At 55.9% G+C, this 14956-nt stretch carries 17 protein-coding genes; 2 read left to right on the top strand and 15 right to left on the bottom strand.

Features of this window, described 5'->3' with window-relative positions; translation table 11 throughout:
• Positions 1-12: 12 nt before the first annotated feature.
• The 11 genes from PW844_RS28750 to xerD all read right to left on the bottom strand — a co-directional run bounded on the left by PW844_RS28750 (position 13) and on the right by xerD (position 10749).
• Positions 13-678, bottom strand: a complete 666-nt coding sequence (locus PW844_RS28750) for an amino acid ABC transporter permease (protein ID WP_299460105.1) — start codon at positions 676-678, stop codon at positions 13-15.
• Positions 678-1328: an amino acid ABC transporter permease gene (locus PW844_RS28745; RefSeq protein ID WP_299460102.1), complete on the bottom strand. Its 651-nt coding sequence runs from the start codon at positions 1326-1328 to the stop codon at positions 678-680. The genes PW844_RS28750 and PW844_RS28745 overlap by 1 nt, the downstream gene beginning before the upstream one ends.
• Positions 1329-1331: 3 nt before the next feature.
• The gene (locus PW844_RS28740) at positions 1332-1979 is read right to left on the bottom strand and encodes an urea carboxylase-associated family protein (protein ID WP_299460099.1); all 648 of its coding nucleotides are present in this window, start codon (positions 1977-1979) and stop codon (positions 1332-1334) included.
• Positions 1963-2595, bottom strand: coding sequence for an urea carboxylase-associated family protein (locus PW844_RS28735; RefSeq protein WP_299460096.1), 633 nt, complete (start codon positions 2593-2595; stop codon positions 1963-1965). The genes PW844_RS28740 and PW844_RS28735 overlap by 17 nt, the downstream gene beginning before the upstream one ends.
• A 2-nt stretch (positions 2596-2597) precedes the next feature.
• Entirely contained in the window at positions 2598-3434 is an 837-nt protein-coding gene (locus tag PW844_RS28730; RefSeq protein ID WP_299460093.1) for a transporter substrate-binding domain-containing protein, read from the bottom strand.
• A gap of 252 nt (positions 3435-3686) precedes the next feature.
• Positions 3687-4538: a MurR/RpiR family transcriptional regulator gene (locus PW844_RS28725; protein WP_299460090.1), complete on the bottom strand. Its 852-nt coding sequence runs from the start codon at positions 4536-4538 to the stop codon at positions 3687-3689.
• 119 nt (positions 4539-4657) lie between these two features.
• Positions 4658-6178 (bottom strand): lysine--tRNA ligase, encoded by a 1521-nt coding sequence (gene lysS, locus PW844_RS28720; RefSeq protein WP_084876547.1) that lies wholly within the window; start codon positions 6176-6178, stop codon positions 4658-4660.
• A 9-nt stretch (positions 6179-6187) separates the two neighbouring features.
• Positions 6188-7286, bottom strand: a protein-coding gene (gene prfB, locus PW844_RS28715; protein ID WP_299460086.1) for a peptide chain release factor 2 whose coding sequence is annotated in 2 segments (ribosomal slippage) — positions 6188-7210 and positions 7212-7286 — 1098 coding nt in all. Because the reading frame shifts where the segments join, the coding sequence is not laid out codon by codon here.
• A 96-nt stretch (positions 7287-7382) separates the two neighbouring features.
• Positions 7383-9113 carry a single-stranded-DNA-specific exonuclease RecJ gene (gene recJ / locus PW844_RS28710; protein WP_299460083.1) on the bottom strand — a complete coding sequence of 577 codons (1731 nt, stop codon included), beginning with the start codon at positions 9111-9113 and terminating at the stop codon, positions 7383-7385.
• Between the two features lie 6 nt (positions 9114-9119).
• The gene (dsbC, locus tag PW844_RS28705; RefSeq protein ID WP_299460080.1) at positions 9120-9833 is read right to left on the bottom strand and encodes a bifunctional protein-disulfide isomerase/oxidoreductase DsbC; all 714 of its coding nucleotides are present in this window, start codon (positions 9831-9833) and stop codon (positions 9120-9122) included.
• 22 nt (positions 9834-9855) lie between these two features.
• Complete coding sequence (xerD, locus tag PW844_RS28700) at positions 9856-10749, bottom strand: site-specific tyrosine recombinase XerD (RefSeq protein ID WP_084876550.1); 894 nt, start codon at positions 10747-10749, stop codon at positions 9856-9858.
• Between the two features lie 102 nt (positions 10750-10851).
• Between xerD and fldB the strand changes: the two genes are divergently transcribed.
• Entirely contained in the window at positions 10852-11370 is a 519-nt protein-coding gene (fldB, locus tag PW844_RS28695; RefSeq protein ID WP_299460063.1) for a flavodoxin FldB, read from the top strand.
• Positions 11371-11386: 16 nt separating this feature from the next.
• Here fldB and PW844_RS28690 read toward each other — a convergent pair whose 3' ends face one another.
• Together PW844_RS28690 and sdhE are read right to left on the bottom strand one after the other, a co-directional pair.
• On the bottom strand, positions 11387-11794 hold the full coding sequence (locus tag PW844_RS28690; protein ID WP_299460060.1) for a protein YgfX: 408 nt from the start codon (positions 11792-11794) through the stop codon (positions 11387-11389).
• Positions 11769-12035 carry an FAD assembly factor SdhE gene (gene sdhE / locus PW844_RS28685; RefSeq protein WP_084876553.1) on the bottom strand — a complete coding sequence of 89 codons (267 nt, stop codon included), beginning with the start codon at positions 12033-12035 and terminating at the stop codon, positions 11769-11771. The genes PW844_RS28690 and sdhE overlap by 26 nt, the downstream gene beginning before the upstream one ends.
• 226 nt (positions 12036-12261) lie before the next feature.
• Here sdhE and ygfZ point away from each other — a divergent pair, with 226 nt between their 5' ends.
• Positions 12262-13245, top strand: a complete 984-nt coding sequence (gene ygfZ / locus PW844_RS28680) for a tRNA-modifying protein YgfZ (protein WP_299460056.1) — start codon at positions 12262-12264, stop codon at positions 13243-13245.
• A 95-nt stretch (positions 13246-13340) separates the two neighbouring features.
• Here the strand turns inward: ygfZ and PW844_RS28675 are convergent, their stop codons facing one another.
• Both PW844_RS28675 and PW844_RS28670 read right to left on the bottom strand, forming a co-directional pair.
• Positions 13341-13994: a hemolysin III family protein gene (locus tag PW844_RS28675; RefSeq protein WP_299460053.1), complete on the bottom strand. Its 654-nt coding sequence runs from the start codon at positions 13992-13994 to the stop codon at positions 13341-13343.
• A gap of 217 nt (positions 13995-14211) precedes the next feature.
• Positions 14212-14955: an SDR family oxidoreductase gene (locus PW844_RS28670; RefSeq protein WP_299460050.1), complete on the bottom strand. Its 744-nt coding sequence runs from the start codon at positions 14953-14955 to the stop codon at positions 14212-14214.
• Between the last annotated feature and the right edge of the window lies 1 nt (position 14956).

Below are 14956 nucleotides of genomic sequence, written 5' to 3'. Positions count from 1 at the left end.
TTGTTCTCCAGATTAATGCTGCATGCCGCGACGATAGCGCGTCATGCGGGATTCAAGACAGCGCGCCAGCCAGTCGATCAGGCTGTTCAGCAGCCAGTAGCAGAGCGCTACTGTCAGGTAGATCTCCAGCGGCGCGTAAGTATCAGAAATTGCCTGTTTGGCGGCGTACATAAACTCCTGCACCGAAACCACCGACAGCAGCGCAGAGTCTTTAATCAAACCAATGGTTAACCCGACCAGCGGTGACAGCATTTGCGGCAGTGTCTGCGGCAACACCACATCGCGCAGTTGCTCGCTGCGGCTCAGCCCCAGCACCCGACACGCCTCCCACTGCCCCTTCGGCAGCGCGGCAATCGCCGCACGGATCACCTGCGCAATGTAAGGTGCGTAATAGAGCGTCAGCGCCAGCACGCCGACCACCGGCGAAGACAGGGTGATGTCGTACTCCGGCAACACAAAATAGAGCAGATAAATCACCACCAGCAACGGCAGTGCCAGGGTTAACCCGCTGTAAATATTGAGCAATCGCTGCCAGAACGGTGAGGCTCGCATCAGCATGGTTGCCATCAACGCCCCCCACAGCAGTGAACACAGCGCCGCCACCGCACACAATTGCAGGGTTGCCACCAGGCCATCCCCTAACGATGGCAGCGAGGTAATAATTGCCTGCCAATCCACTATGCCAGTCTCCGTTTTGCTTCCACATGTCGTGCCGCACCGATTAACGGCAGCGCAATCAGCAGATAACCGGCCGCTACCAGCAGCAGCACCTGAGTGGCGTCATAGGTGCGGGCGATAACAATCTGACCGGCGTAGGTCAGTTCTGTCAGCGCCACCACTGAGGCCAGCGGGGTGGTTTTCAGCAAAATGGTGAACTCATTCACCAGCATCGGCAGGCTGGCACGCATTACCTGAGGATTGATGACATACCACCAGGTGAGCGCGCGGCTTAACCCCAGCGTCCGGGCGGCTTCCAGTTGCCCGCGCGTCACCAGGCTACGGTTGACGCGCAGAATTTCCGCCACGTAAGCCCCACTGTTCAGACCAATCGCCACCACAGCTGCAAGCATCGGCTGACCACCCAGCCCCAGACGCGGCAAGGTAAAGAACACCACAAAAAGCTGAACAATGGCTGGGGTGCCGCGCATCAGGCTAACGTAGAGGCGGCCAATGGCGCGCCAGATCCAGGCCCGGCGCAGTTGCAGGAAGCAGCCAAGCTGCCCCATCACTACGCTCACCAATGATGCCAGCACCGTCAGTACCAGCGTCATCAGCAGACCGTGCCCCAGTTCCGGCAGCGCGGCCACTACCTGTTGATCCAGCCCCATCGCTTACTCCGCGTTAAAGTCCGTCAGGTTTTCCGCCACCGCCAGTCGCAACGGTGCGGGCTTGTCGTTGCCCTCAATACCGGTGTTGCAGGCAGAGACGATAAAGCGCGTATCCATCACCACACGACAGGTAATGCTGTCGCCAGCCTGAGTCAGGTTGGTTTCTGGCAGGATGTCGCCGTCACGCGTCAGTTTGACGTGCATAAACAGATTGATCGGATCCGGCAGCTTCGGCACCGTCATACCCAGACGCGCCAGCTCGCGGCTTATACCTTCAATGCAGCCCTCACCACCGTAGCCACGTTGCGCCAGAAACGCCGTGGTGGAACCCGGCAGCAGCAAGTCATGACGTTTGACGCTGTCTTTACCCAGCACCATCATCGGACGGCGACGGTTGTTGACCAGGCGCATACCGGAGCCGAGCAGATAACTGTTGCTGAAGACACGAGTATGGTGCACCGACAGCCATACCGCCGGATCCTGCAAACTAAAACCAAACAGCGAGGCTACCGCCCCCTCCCCCAGCGCGGTGATACGCAGCAACTGACCACGCAGCACGCGAATCGATGCCACACTCCCCGCAGCCACCTCAACCGGTGCCGCCAGGGTGCGCTCCGCGCTCTCTTCATAACTCTCACGCATCAGCAACATGCGGTATCTCCCCGGTGTGGTAGTGATCGCTGACGCGAATATCGATAGGTGTCACCTGCAAGCCGTTACCCGGAATGATGTCCTGCGGGCAGGACGATACCGAGCAAATCAGGTCGCACAGCGCTTCAAAGGTGATGCTGTCGCCCGCCTTGCTGTGGGGATCGGTGACTTCCATCCGCCCATCGGCGGTGACCGGGCCGTTCTGGAACAGATTGAACGGTTCCGGCAGAGTGAAGTACGTCACGCCAAAGGCTTTCATCCCTTCCAGCAGGTTATCAACGCAGTTGCGATGCCCCTCAACGCCGAAATCAACGCTGAAACGCGTACGGTCACAGGCAGGGACATTCGCATCGTGGATACCGATGGTGTCCGCGACAATGCGCAGCAGCGGGCGGTTTTCACTCGACCACAGCGCATCGCCAGGTTTAAAGAACAGCGAACGCAGATGCTGGCGGGTATGCACTGGCGACAGCTTTTCGTTCAGGTCGTCGGCATTGACCGCGACAAAATCCGCGGCCTGCTGCCCTTCACTATCAATGACGGTAATAAACTGACCTTTGCGCACACGGAAGGTTTTACCAAAGCCTGCCGGGACCGTCAGGGTTGACTGACACATACTTACTCCTGGGGAATGAAATCGCTGGCCGGCACGGTAAAAGTGGTGCCGAGATACTGCTGCTGAAGTTTGGTCAGCTCGCCATCTTTCTGCATCGCCAGAATATGGTCGCTCAGGGCTTTGTTCAGGCTGCCGTCTTCTTTACGTGTTGCCCAACCCATCCACTGTGACGGACCGACCTCGCCCACCTGCGCCACTTTGCTCGGATACTTCTTCACCACCGGTGCCAGCACCGAGATATCGTCGTAAACGAAATCGGCGCGTTTGGTCATCAGGGTGCTGACTGTTTGATCAAGAGAATCGACGCTGATGATGGTGATCGGTTTTTTACCGGCTTTTTTCAGCTCTTCGTTAAACCCTTTCAGCAACTGCTCCGGCACGCTGGCGGTTTTCACCGCACCGCGCAGACCAGACAGGCTTTCCGGGCTGAGAGTTTTGCCACTGAAGGTTTTGGCTTCATCTTCGCGCACCAGTACACCGTTAACGGTTTTGCTGTATGGCACGGTGAACAGCACTTTCTTCGCGCGCTCGGCGGTGACGTTCAGGGAGGAACCTTCAGCGTTAAACGAGCCGGAAATCAGGCCCGGCAAAATGCCGCTGAACGCGGTTTTCTGAAACTCAAGTTTCACACCGAGGTCTTTGGCGAAAGACTGCATGATCGCCACGCTGTAGCCGGTGATCGCACCACTGTCGTCGGTGTATTCATACGGAGGAAATGTCGGGTCGATACCGACGGTGATTTTGCCGCTGCTTTTGATGTCGGCCAGCGTGTCGGCTTGCGCCTGCGCCAGCGTACCAACAGACAAAAGTGCGGCAATCAGCATTGCTGTTTTTTTCATTATGGTGTTTCCCTGGTGTTGGTGAAATGTCTTTTTCTACTGAGCATATTTTGTGCCAGATTTTTCACGCACCGATCGCACCAGGGGGCAGAGTGATCACTTTTCCCTGTACAATCATTGAGAAACGATTGTTTCTTTATTTTTATTTTAAGTTTCTATGATTTCATTGCTAATGAAACAGCAGGGAACCGGGCAACACCGGATGCACCATTTCAGGGCAAAAACTGGCGCAGAATGCGCCAGCGTGGGGCGTTATTCGAGCTCGTCGAGGGATTGGTGCAGCGCTTCAACCTGCGCGAGGTAATCATTGCTGGCTTTGCCCATCTGGCGTGCCACCAGTGAACACAACAGATTGCAGATGCCGGACAGTGCGGCGGTGCTGTCGAAAATCAGGCTGCTGTCGGTGTGGCAGCGTACCACCCATTGGGCGTGGCGCGCCGGTTTGCCGGACAACACATCGGCCAGATACAACATCGGTACCTGCCGCTCCGCCAGCGCATTCATCGCTGCGTCGAGTACCGGCATACGGCGGCGCAGGCCGACACAGATCGCCACATCCTGCTCACCCAGCGAGGCGAGATGTTCCGCCAGCGAATCGCCGGGACGTGGCAGCAAACGCACATCGGGATGGACATGAATCAGGTCCCGATAAATCAGCTGCGCGATAGTCTGGCTATGACGCCAGCCCATCACCACCACGCGCCGCGCGCGGGCGATAGCAGCAACCGCCTCGTGCAGCTGAGCGCTTTCCAGCGTACGGTAGCTGTTGACCAGATTGGCGATCTCTTTTTCCAGATGCTGCTGCATGATGCTGTCGAGCGGTGAGGCGCTGGGGACAACCTGCAAATAAAGCGGTGATCCGCTGCTTTGCATGTCACGCGCCTGACGGCGTGCCGCTTCGTAGCTTTCATAACCGAGATGACGGAAGAAACGCGTCGTGGTGGCTTTGGAGACCCCGGCGCTGTGGGCCAGTTCTGTCGCCGTGTTCATGGCGAGCTGACCGGGTGCAGCCAGCAATACATCAGCCAGCCGCTGTTCGTGGCTGGAGAGTTGATCCCAGTGCTGACGAATCCGGCCTTCTAACGATGCCGCTTTTGCACTCATGGTGATTCCCTGCAAATAAAAAAACCATCCTGCACAGAGCGTGCCGGGTTGTCATCAGGATTTTTATGGCAAAAAAAAGGTCGCCCTGAAGGCGACCATTTTTTGGTATGGCAATGCGATTATTTGCCTGACGGGCGCAGCGCCGGGAACAGGATCACGTCGCGGATGGTGTGGCTGTTGGTAAACAACATCACCATACGGTCGATACCGATACCCAGGCCCGCAGTCGGCGGCAGGCCGTGTTCCAGCGCAGTAACATAATCTTCGTCGTAGAACATCGCTTCGTCATCGCCTGCATCTTTGGCATTCACCTGTTGCAGGAAACGCTCCGCCTGGTCTTCTGCATCGTTCAGCTCGGAGAAGCCGTTACCGATTTCACGGCCGCCGATGAAGAATTCAAAGCGGTCAGTGATTTCCGGGTTCTCGTCATTACGACGCGCCAGCGGTGACACCTCAGCCGGATATTCGGTGATGAAGGTCGGCTGGATCAGATGTGCTTCAGCGGTTTCTTCGAAGATCTCGGTCACAACACGGCCCAGACCCCAGCTTTTCTCCACTTTGATGTGCAGAGAGTGAGCAATCGCCACGGCTTTGTCGAAGTTATCCAGATCGGCCAGATCGGTTTCCGGACGGTATTTTTTGATCGCTTCACGCATGGTGAGTTTTTCGAACGGCTTACCGAAATCGAAGCTGTGTTCACCGTACGGCACTTCCGTGGTGCCGAGCACGTCCTGCGCCAGGGTGCGGAACAGGCTTTCGGTCAGCTCGATCAGATCTTTGTAATCCGCATACGCCATGTAGAGTTCCATCATGGTGAACTCTGGGTTATGACGTGGCGAAATCCCTTCGTTACGGAAGTTACGGTTAATCTCGAATACGCGGTCAAAACCACCGACCACCAGACGCTTCAGATACAGTTCCGGCGCAATACGCAGGTACATATCGATGTCCAACGCATTGTGATGGGTAATAAACGGACGCGCCGAAGCACCACCCGGAATCACCTGCATCATTGGGGTTTCCACTTCCATAAAGTCGCGACCAACCATGAACTGGCGGATACCGGCCATGATTTTGGAGCGAACCTGGAAGGTGTGACGTGATTCGTCGTTGGCGATCAGGTCGAGGTAACGCTGACGATAACGGGTTTCCTGATCGGCCAGGCCGTGGAATTTGTCCGGCAGCGGACGCAGCGCTTTGGTCAGCAGGCGCAGCTCAGAGCAATGGATCGACAGTTCACCCGTTTTGGTTTTGAACAGCTTACCGCGGGCGCCAAGGATATCGCCGAGATCCCACTTCTTGAACTGTTCGTTGTAGATGCCTTCTGCCAGGTCATCACGCGCCACATACAGCTGGATGCGGCCACCGACGTCCTGCAGGGTGACAAACGAGGCTTTGCCCATAATACGGCGAGTCATCATACGACCAGCCACGCTCACCTCAATGCCGAGATCTTCCAACTCTTCGTTGCTTTTCTCATCATAGCTGGCGTGCAGCTTATCGGAGGTGGTGTCACGGCGGAAATCGTTAGGAAACGCCACGCCGGTTTCACGCAGCGCGCTGAGTTTTTCGCGACGCGTTTTCAGTTCGTTATTTAACTCAAGTGCGGCGTCAGCGCTCTGCGGTTGTTGTTCAGACATGTCGGTTCCTTATAGCCCTGCTTTTAAACTTGCTTCAATAAAACGATCGAGGTCGCCGTCCAGCACCGCCTGGGTGTTACGGGTTTCGACGCCAGTACGCAGATCTTTGATGCGTGAATCGTCCAGCACGTACGAACGGATCTGGCTGCCCCAGCCGATGTCAGATTTGTTATCTTCTGCCGCCTGTTTCTCAGCATTTTTCTTCTGCATCTCAAGCTCGTACAGCTTCGCTTTCATCTGCTTCATCGCCTGATCTTTGTTCTTATGCTGCGAACGATCGTTCTGACATTGAGTCACGGTGCCGGTCGGAATATGGGTAATACGTACCGCGGATTCCGTACGGTTAACGTGCTGACCACCCGCGCCCGAAGCACGGTAAACGTCAATACGCAGATCTGCCGGGTTGATTTCGATATCAATATCGTCATCCACTTCCGGGTAGATAAAGGCCGAGCTGAAGGAGGTGTGACGACGGCCGCCGGAGTCAAACGGACTCTTACGTACCAGGCGATGAACGCCAGTTTCCGTACGCAGCCAGCCGAAAGCATAGTCGCCAGAGACGCGAATGGTGGCAGATTTCAGACCGGCCACTTCACCCTCTGACTCTTCAATAATTTCAGTTTTGAAGCCTTTGGCTTCTGCCCAGCGCAGATACATACGCATCAGCATGCTGGCCCAGTCCTGCGCTTCGGTGCCGCCGGAACCGGCCTGCAAATCGATATAGCAATCGGCGCTGTCATATTCGCCAGAGAACATACGACGGAATTCCAGTTCACCCAGCTTGACTTCCAGTCCATCCAGCTCGGCAACGGCTTCGTTAAAGGTCTCTTCGTCGTCGGCTTCAACCGCCAGATCCAGCAGACCCTGCACGTCCTCCAGACCCTGATGCATCTGGTCCAGGGTATCGACGATGGCTTCTAACGACGAACGCTCTTTACCCAGCGCCTGTGCGCGCTCAGGTTCGTTCCAGACGTCAGGTTGTTCCAGCTCGGCGTTTACTTCTTCGAGGCGTTCTTTCTTGGCATCGTAGTCAAAGATACCCCCTAAGAACGTCGCTGCGCTCGGTGAGGTCCTGAATACGGTTTTTGACCGGGTTGATTTCAAACATGGCTTTTCAGTCTTTTTTGACGATTCGGTGAGAGGAGAAAATAATAACGCGCTAGTTTAACCGAAAGCGCGTTTATTTTATAGCTTTGGTAGCCGCTTATGCCAGCGGCCACAGATGGTCGATAATCAGCTGTACCGAGCGGTTGCCGCGATACTCATTGATGTCCAGCTTGTAGGCCAGTTCGACCTGGCGCACGCTACTGTCCGGCCACAAGGTAGTATCGACGTTAAACGCAATACCATCCAGCAACGGACCGCCGCCGACCGGCTCCACCATCACTTTCAGATGACGTTCGCCCACCAGTTTTTGTTGCAGCACTTTAAAGCGCCCGTCAAATACCGGCTCGGGGAACGCCTGGCCCCAGGGACCCGCTTCGCGCAGCAACTCAGCGGTTTGCAGCGAAAACTCCTGCGCACGCAACTCGCCATCGGACCAGATCACCCCCTGCAATGCTTCGCCTGCCAGCCATTCATCGATTAGCGCAGCAAAACGCTGGCGAAACTCATCAAAACGCGCTTCCTCCAGCGACAAACCCGCCGCCATCGCATGGCCGCCGAACTTGATCATCAGGCCGGGGAATAACGTATCGAGGCGTTCCAGCGCATCGCGCAGATGCAGACCGGCAATCGAACGGCCAGAGCCTTTCAGCGTGCCATCCCCTGCCGGAGCAAACGCAATCACCGGACGGTGAAAACGCTCCTTCAGGCGGGAGGCGAGAATGCCTACCACCCCCTGATGCCATTCGGGATGGAAAAACGCCAGCCCCAGCGGTAAGTCGGTATTCTGCCGCTCCAGCGCATCACACAGCGCCAGCGCTTCGCTTTTCATGCCCTGTTCAATCTCTTTACGTGTCTGATTGAGGGCATCCAGCTCGTTCGCCAGCATACGTGCTTCGGTGATGTCCTCGGTCAGCAGCAACGCCACCCCAACCGACATATCATCCAGTCGCCCGGCAGCGTTGAGGCGCGGGCCGATGGCGAAACCAAGGTCGCTGGCGACCAGCTGACGCGCATCACGATTGGCGATTTCCAGCAAGGCACGAATACCCACGCGGCATTTCCCGGCGCGAATGCGGCTCAGGCCCTGCCATACCAGGATACGGTTATTGGCATCGAGTGGCACCACGTCCGCCACGGTGCCGAGCGCCACCAAATCAAGCCATTCCGCCAGATTGGGTTCGCTGCGCCCATCGCTAAACCAGTTTTGCGTACGCAAATGGGCACGCAACGCCAGCATCAGGTAAAAAGCGACGCCGACCCCGGCCAGCGCCCGCGAGGGGAAATCGCTGTCGCTCAGATTGGGGTTAACAATGGCTTCGGCGGCAGGCAGTGTTTCGCCAGGCAGATGGTGGTCCGTGACCAGCACCGGGATACCGTGCTGATGCGCAGTATCGACGCCCGCATGGGACGAGATACCGTTATCCACCGTGAGGATCATTTCGGCACCGCGTGCGCGTGCCTGCTCCACCACTTCCGGGCTCAGGCCGTAACCATCTTCGAACCGGTTTGGCACCAGATAATCGATATTGCCACCGAGGCTGCGCAGCGCCAGCACCGTCAGCGCCGTACTGGTCGCTCCGTCGGCATCAAAATCGCCGACCACCACAATGCGGCGACCGTCGCGCAGCATCTGATGCAGCAAGGTCACAGCGGCTTCAATGCCGCCTAACGTTTGCCACGGCAGCAGATGTTTCGCGCCGCGCTCCAGTTCTGCGGCATCGCGTACACCACGTTGCAGGTAGAGCCGACGCAGCAGCGGCGGCAAATCGGCAGGTAAAGCATCGTCGGCATGGATTTCACGCCGACGCAGTTCAACAGAATGGATCACTGTGGATTAACCGCCACTTTTCTGGCCATCGAGCACCTGCTTCAGCTCCTGCGGTCCCTGATAACCAGGGATCATCATGCCGCTGTCGGTAAGAATGGCGGGAGTGCCCTGGATACCAAACAGAATGCCAAGTTTGTAGTGCTGATCGAGGTCGATTTTGCAGGTGGCTGGCGCATCCATCTGTGGCGCGTTGCCTTTCATCGCTTCATCAAAGGCTTTGTTACGATCGGCGCTACACCAGATCGCTTTCATCGCTTTTTCCACCTGACCATGCAGACCTTCACGCGGGAACGCCAGATAGCGCACGGTGATGCCCAGCGCGTTGTAGTCCGCCATCTGCTCATGCAGCTTACGGCAGTAACCGCAGGTAATATCGGAGAACACGGTGATAACGTGTTGTTCTTTCGGCGCTTTGTACACGATCATTTGCGGTTCCAGCGCGGCAACTTTTTTCTCCAGCAGCTGGTTAGTGACGTTGACCGGCTGAGCACCGCTGACATCGTACAGCGGCCCCTGAATCATGTGTTTGCCATCTTCGGTGACGTACAGCACACCGCTTTCCGTCAGCACGGTTTTGATGCCAGGCAACGGTGACGGCTGAATCTCCGTCTGTTGCAGGCCGAGTTTTTTCAGCGCCTGCTGGATGGCGTTGTCATCGGCATGAACCAGCCCGGAAAAAGCGCTGACCAACAGAGCCAGCATCGTTAACTGTTTTTTCATCTCATTTCCTTGTTGCCGCGCGTCAGGCACGCGGATGATGCTGTTGATGTAACTGTCGCAGACGCTCAGTGGCGACATGCGTATAAATTTGGGTGGTTGAGAGGTCGCTATGCCCCAGCAACATCTGTACGACGCGCAAATCGGCGCCGTGGTTCAGTAAATGTGTGGCAAACGCGTGACGCAGCACATGCGGCGACAATTTTTCACTGTCGATCCCGGCCAGGATGGCGTAATGCTTGATGCGATGCCAGAACGTCTGGCGCGTCATCTGTTGTGCCCGATTACTGGGAAACATCACATCCAGCGTCTGCCCGTTCAGCAACCACGGACGACCATGCTCCATATAATGCTCCAGCCAGTAAATCGCTTCTTCACCCAATGGCACAAGACGCTCTTTGTTGCCTTTACCGATCACCCTCACCACGCCCTGACGCAGACTGATATCGCTCAGGGTTAAACCCACCAGCTCGGATACGCGCAGGCCAGTAGCATAGAGCAACTCCAGCATCGCTTTGTCGCGCAGTTCGAGCGGGATCTCAATCGACGGTGCCTGCAACAGGCTTTCCACCTGCTTTTCGCTGAGATCCTTCGGCAGGCGCTGCGGCAGCTTCGGGGCGGAAAGCAATGCGCTGGGATCGTCACTGCGCAGCTTTTCACGATACAGATATTGAAACAACCGACGGATGGCGCTCAGGGTACGCGCAGAACTGGTGGCTTTATAGCCGCCTTCCACGCGTTCTGCCAGAAACTGCTGCAAATCGAGCGCCTCCAGCGTCAGCAGGGTACGCTCATGATGGTGCAGCCAGCCGGTGAGGGTTTGCAGATCCTGCCGATACGATGCGAGGGTATTCTGTGCCAGATTGCGCTCAATCCACAGCGTATCCAGAAACTGTTCGATCAGATCACTGTCTTCCACTCTCTCCCTCCAGCTCGTGTGAAATCGTGCTCATTATGCCTGAAAAGCGCCTGCTTCTGGTACAATTGCGCCAAAGTCAGTTTCAGCCAGAGCATTAATTGCATGAATATCGGCCTGTTTTACGGTTCAAGTACCTGCTACACCGAAATGACTGCGGAGAAGATCCGCGACTTTATTGGTGGAGAATTAGTCACCCTGCATAATCTGAAAGATGACGATCCCACGCTGATGGAGCAGTACGATTTGCTGATCCTCGGTATTCCCACCTGGGATTTTGGTGAATTGCAGGAAGACTGGGAAGCGATTTGGCCACAAATCCCGGCACTGAATCTGCGCGGGAAAATTGTCGCGCTATATGGCATGGGCGACATGATTGGCTACAGCGAATGGTTTCTTGATGCGCTGGGTATGCTGCATGAGCTGCTGCAATCGATGGGCGTGCAGTTTGTCGGCTACTGGCCGCTGGATGGCTATGAATTTACCAGCCCGAAACCCCTCACCGCCGACGGCAAACAATTTGTCGGCCTGGCGCTCGACGATGTTAACCAGTTCGAACTGAGTGATGAACGTATCGAACAGTGGTGTGAACAGATTCTGACGGAAACCGCCGCCCTGCTGTAAGGCGTAATGGTTGCCGCTACAGGTTGGCGGTAAAACAGCTGGCGCGTAATCTGCGCCAGCTGTCTTCTGGCATGTTGTCATACATCAGCCATAATCGCCTGCGCTGCCCCTGTTGATTACGCAGCACCAGCAACACGCCAATCGGCAACCAGCCCGGCGCACGCGCATTGCGCCAGTTGCTGTTATCCCACTCCCAGTTACCTTGTTGATCCAGTGCCAGCCGTCCACGACGTTGCTGAAGCAACCTGTGGTTGCGCCAGCCTTCTGCCAGCAGTAATAACAGCAGCGGAACTTTGCCCCAGCGCCACATCTCCGGCCAGGGCAGAGCCACAACCAGCGCACAACAGCAACCGAGCATCAGCGCCTGCAACGCACGCGCGCTGCGCGACGGATGCAAATTACATTGCCACCGGACCGCGTTCACGATTGCGCTGCTGAATCAGTTTCACCATGCGTTTGAACTCGGGGTCAGCAGGCTCACCGTGGTTCATCATCCAGTTAAACAAATCAGGGTCGTCACTTTTCAGCAAGGCAATAAACACCTGCTTGTCGGCGTCGGTCAGAGAATCATATTCATATTTGAAAAACGGCATGATGGCGATGTCCAGTTCCAGCATGCCACGACGGCACGCCCATTGGACGCGGGATTTGTCATGAATATCCATGTGTCTTTTTCCACAGCGGCAAACAATGGCGCTCAGTGTACCTGCTTTTTTTCATGGCTGCAGGCGTGGCTTAGGTTGCTGTGCATCAACGCGCAAAACCCTTTTACACAATGCAGGGTTATCACGCGATTTGTGCGTCGGATTCCGCAAACAGGTTGCAATGCCGCGCGGCTCTTTTAACATGGAATCATTATCTACGGATGAACCCAATAATCAGGAATAGCCCATGCCTATTTATACCCTTCCGCCACGCCAGCCTGCGGCATCTTCTCGTCTGCCATTAACCCTGATGTCTCTTGATGAGTGGGCGTTGGTTTCGGTGCAAGGCAAAGACAGCACCTCCTATCTGCAAGGCCAGCTGACGCTGGACGTGGCGGCTCTGGATGCTACCCAGCATCGCCCGGCGGCGCATTGTGATGCCAAAGGGAAAATGTGGACCAGCCTGCGCCTGTTCCATCGCGGCGAAGGTTATGGCTACCTGGTTCGTCGCAATCTGCGTGACACCCAGCTGGCTGAGCTGAAAAAGTATGCGGTGTTCGCTAAAGTCACCATCGCTGCCGATGACGATGCCGTGCTGCTGGGCGTCGCCGGTTTCCAGGCACGCACCGCGCTGGCAGGTCAGTTCCCGATTCTGCCCGATGCGGCCACGCCAGTGGTACAACAGGACGACACCACCCTGCTGTGGTTTGAACAGCCAGCGGAGCGCTTTCTGCTGGTCACCACCCTGACACAGGCTGAAACCCTGAAAGATAAGCTGAAAGGTGATGCGCAGCTCAATGACAGCACCCAGTGGCTGGCACTGGATATTGAAGCGGGTATTCCGGTGATCGATAGCGCCACCAGCGCGCAGCTGATTCCGCAGGCCACTAATCTACAGGCGCTCGACGCTATCAGCTTTAAAAAAGGTTGTTACACCGGGCAGGAGATGGTGGCGCGTGCCAAATTCCGTGGTGCCAATAAACGCGCCCTGTACTGGCTTGCGGGTAATGCCAGCCATCTGCCACAGGTCGATGGTTCACTGGAATTGCAGATGGGTGATAAGTGGCGTCGTACCGGCACCGTTCTTACAGCGGTTCAGCTGGATGACGGTGAAATATGGGTGCAGGTGGTGATGAATAACGACCTGGAGCCGGATAGCGTACTGCGGGTGGAAGGTGACGAAGGCGGTAAACTGACTATTCAGCCACTGCCTTATTCACTGGAAGATTAATTTTACCCGGACGGCATAAATGCCGTCCCTACGTTTTGTAGGGTACGAATTCATTCGTACCTGGTAATTGATGTTCATGACGCGATAAATGCTACTTACATCACATAGAAGTAAATCGCACAGAAGTGGCAAATGCTGCCACCCAGCACAAAAGCGTGCCAGATCGCGTGATTGTAAGGAATACGCCGCGCGACATAAAAAATCACGCCGAGCGAATAGACAATTCCCCCCGCCGCCAGCAGCCAGACACCGCCTGCTGACAATTTCATCGCCAGCTGATAAATCACCACTAGCGAGAGCCAACCCATACAAAGGTAAGTCACCAGCGATAATGCTTCGAAACGATGGGCGATGGTGAGTTTAAAAATGATGCCTGCCAGCGCTATACTCCAAATCACGACCATCAGACCATGTGCCAGCGGGGATTTCAGTCCTACCAGCAGGAAAGGCGTGTAAGTTCCCGCAATTAAGAGGTAGATGGCGCAGTGGTCGAATTTTTTCAGCCAGTACTTGGCTTTCTGGTGTGGAATAGCGTGGTAAAGCGTTGAAGCAAGAAACAGCAAAATCATGCTGGCGCCATACAGGCTGTAGCTGGTGATTGCCGTAACATTAGCCCGCATTTCAATAGCTTGTGTCAGCATCAATACTAAACCAACGATGCCAAACAGGCAGCCCAAACCGTGGCTGATGCTGTTAGCGATCTCTTCTGCCAGCGAATAGCCATGAGCGATAAGACGGTTCTTTACCATACGAGTGCATCCTGAACAACGAAGAAACAAACTGTGCTTTTTCTGTGCATCAGAGTAACCAGGAATAATTTCAGTGTACACATGTACGCTAAAATTAAACTGTGTATCGGTGTTTCAACCTGAGTGATCAGACAATGGGAAAATGTCAGGAAGATGACAGGCTAATGTCGGCGCGATAAATCGCGCCGCGACGGTTCGGAGAATATCTGAATTCTGGTTAGCGCCCACCCGCTGCATCAATGATGGTGCCGGTGATGTAGGACGCAGCATCGCTTGCCAGCCAGACAATAGCGGCGGCGATTTCCTGCGGCTGACCGCCGCGCCCCATCGGGATCCCACTCGCGACCCGATCAACCCGGCCAGGTTCTCCACCGTCGGCATGCATTTCGGTGTAGATCGGTCCCGGACGCACGCCATTCACGCGAATTCCCTGCAAAGCGACTTCCAGCGACAGGCCTTTGGTCAGGGTATCCATCGCGCCTTTGGACGCGGCGTAATCCACATATTCGTTTGGCGAACCGAGTCTGGCTGCGGCAGATGACACGTTGATGATGGATCCTCCGCTGCCGCCGTGATGCGTCCCCATGCGTTTCACTGCTTCGCGGCAGCACAGAAAAGTGCCGGTCACATTGGTAGCAAACACGCGCTGGATACGTTCCACAGCCAGATCCTCTACCCGGCACTGCTGAAACAGGATACCGGCGTTGTTCACCAGCACTTTCAGCTCAGCATCATGACCATCGAGTTGCCCGAACATCTTCAGCACCTGTGCTTCGTCAGCGATATCGGCCTGAACCGCAAACGCGCGGCCACCCTGTGATGCGATCTCCGCAACCACCTGAAGCGCTTCTGTTTCACGCTGGCGATAATTCACCGCCACGCAGTAGCCTGCTTTTGCCAGTAATAACGCGGTAGCACGACCAATCCCGCGACTCGCTCCGGTGACCAATGCCAGTTCCATA

The organism is Pantoea sp. (assembly GCF_028283705.1).
Taxonomy (GTDB): Bacteria; Pseudomonadota; Gammaproteobacteria; order Enterobacterales; family Enterobacteriaceae; genus Pantoea.
The sequence above is the reverse complement of the archived record's forward strand: the minus strand, read 5'-3'. Positions and strand labels throughout refer to the sequence as shown.

What these genes read in the sequence shown, in the direction of transcription:
- PW844_RS28745 (WP_299460102.1), bottom strand. Translation starts at nt 1,328, where the DNA reads ATGGGGCTGGATCAACAGGTAGTGGCCGCGCTGCCGGAACTGGGGCAC.
- PW844_RS28740 (WP_299460099.1), bottom strand. Translation starts at nt 1,979, where the DNA reads ATGTTGCTGATGCGTGAGAGTTATGAAGAGAGCGCGGAGCGCACCCTG.
- PW844_RS28735 (WP_299460096.1), bottom strand. Translation starts at nt 2,595, where the DNA reads ATGTGTCAGTCAACCCTGACGGTCCCGGCAGGCTTTGGTAAAACCTTC.
- PW844_RS28730 (WP_299460093.1), bottom strand. Translation starts at nt 3,434, where the DNA reads ATGAAAAAAACAGCAATGCTGATTGCCGCACTTTTGTCTGTTGGTACG.
- PW844_RS28725 (WP_299460090.1), bottom strand. Translation starts at nt 4,538, where the DNA reads ATGAGTGCAAAAGCGGCATCGTTAGAAGGCCGGATTCGTCAGCACTGG.
- lysS (WP_084876547.1), bottom strand. Translation starts at nt 6,178, where the DNA reads ATGTCTGAACAACAACCGCAGAGCGCTGACGCCGCACTTGAGTTAAAT.
- dsbC (WP_299460080.1), bottom strand. Translation starts at nt 9,833, where the DNA reads ATGAAAAAACAGTTAACGATGCTGGCTCTGTTGGTCAGCGCTTTTTCC.
- fldB (WP_299460063.1), top strand. Translation starts at nt 10,852, where the DNA reads ATGAATATCGGCCTGTTTTACGGTTCAAGTACCTGCTACACCGAAATG.
- sdhE (WP_084876553.1), bottom strand. Translation starts at nt 12,035, where the DNA reads ATGGATATTCATGACAAATCCCGCGTCCAATGGGCGTGCCGTCGTGGC.
- ygfZ (WP_299460056.1), top strand. Translation starts at nt 12,262, where the DNA reads ATGCCTATTTATACCCTTCCGCCACGCCAGCCTGCGGCATCTTCTCGT.
- PW844_RS28675 (WP_299460053.1), bottom strand. Translation starts at nt 13,994, where the DNA reads ATGGTAAAGAACCGTCTTATCGCTCATGGCTATTCGCTGGCAGAAGAG.
- PW844_RS28670 (WP_299460050.1), bottom strand. Translation starts at nt 14,955, where the DNA reads ATGGAACTGGCATTGGTCACCGGAGCGAGTCGCGGGATTGGTCGTGCT.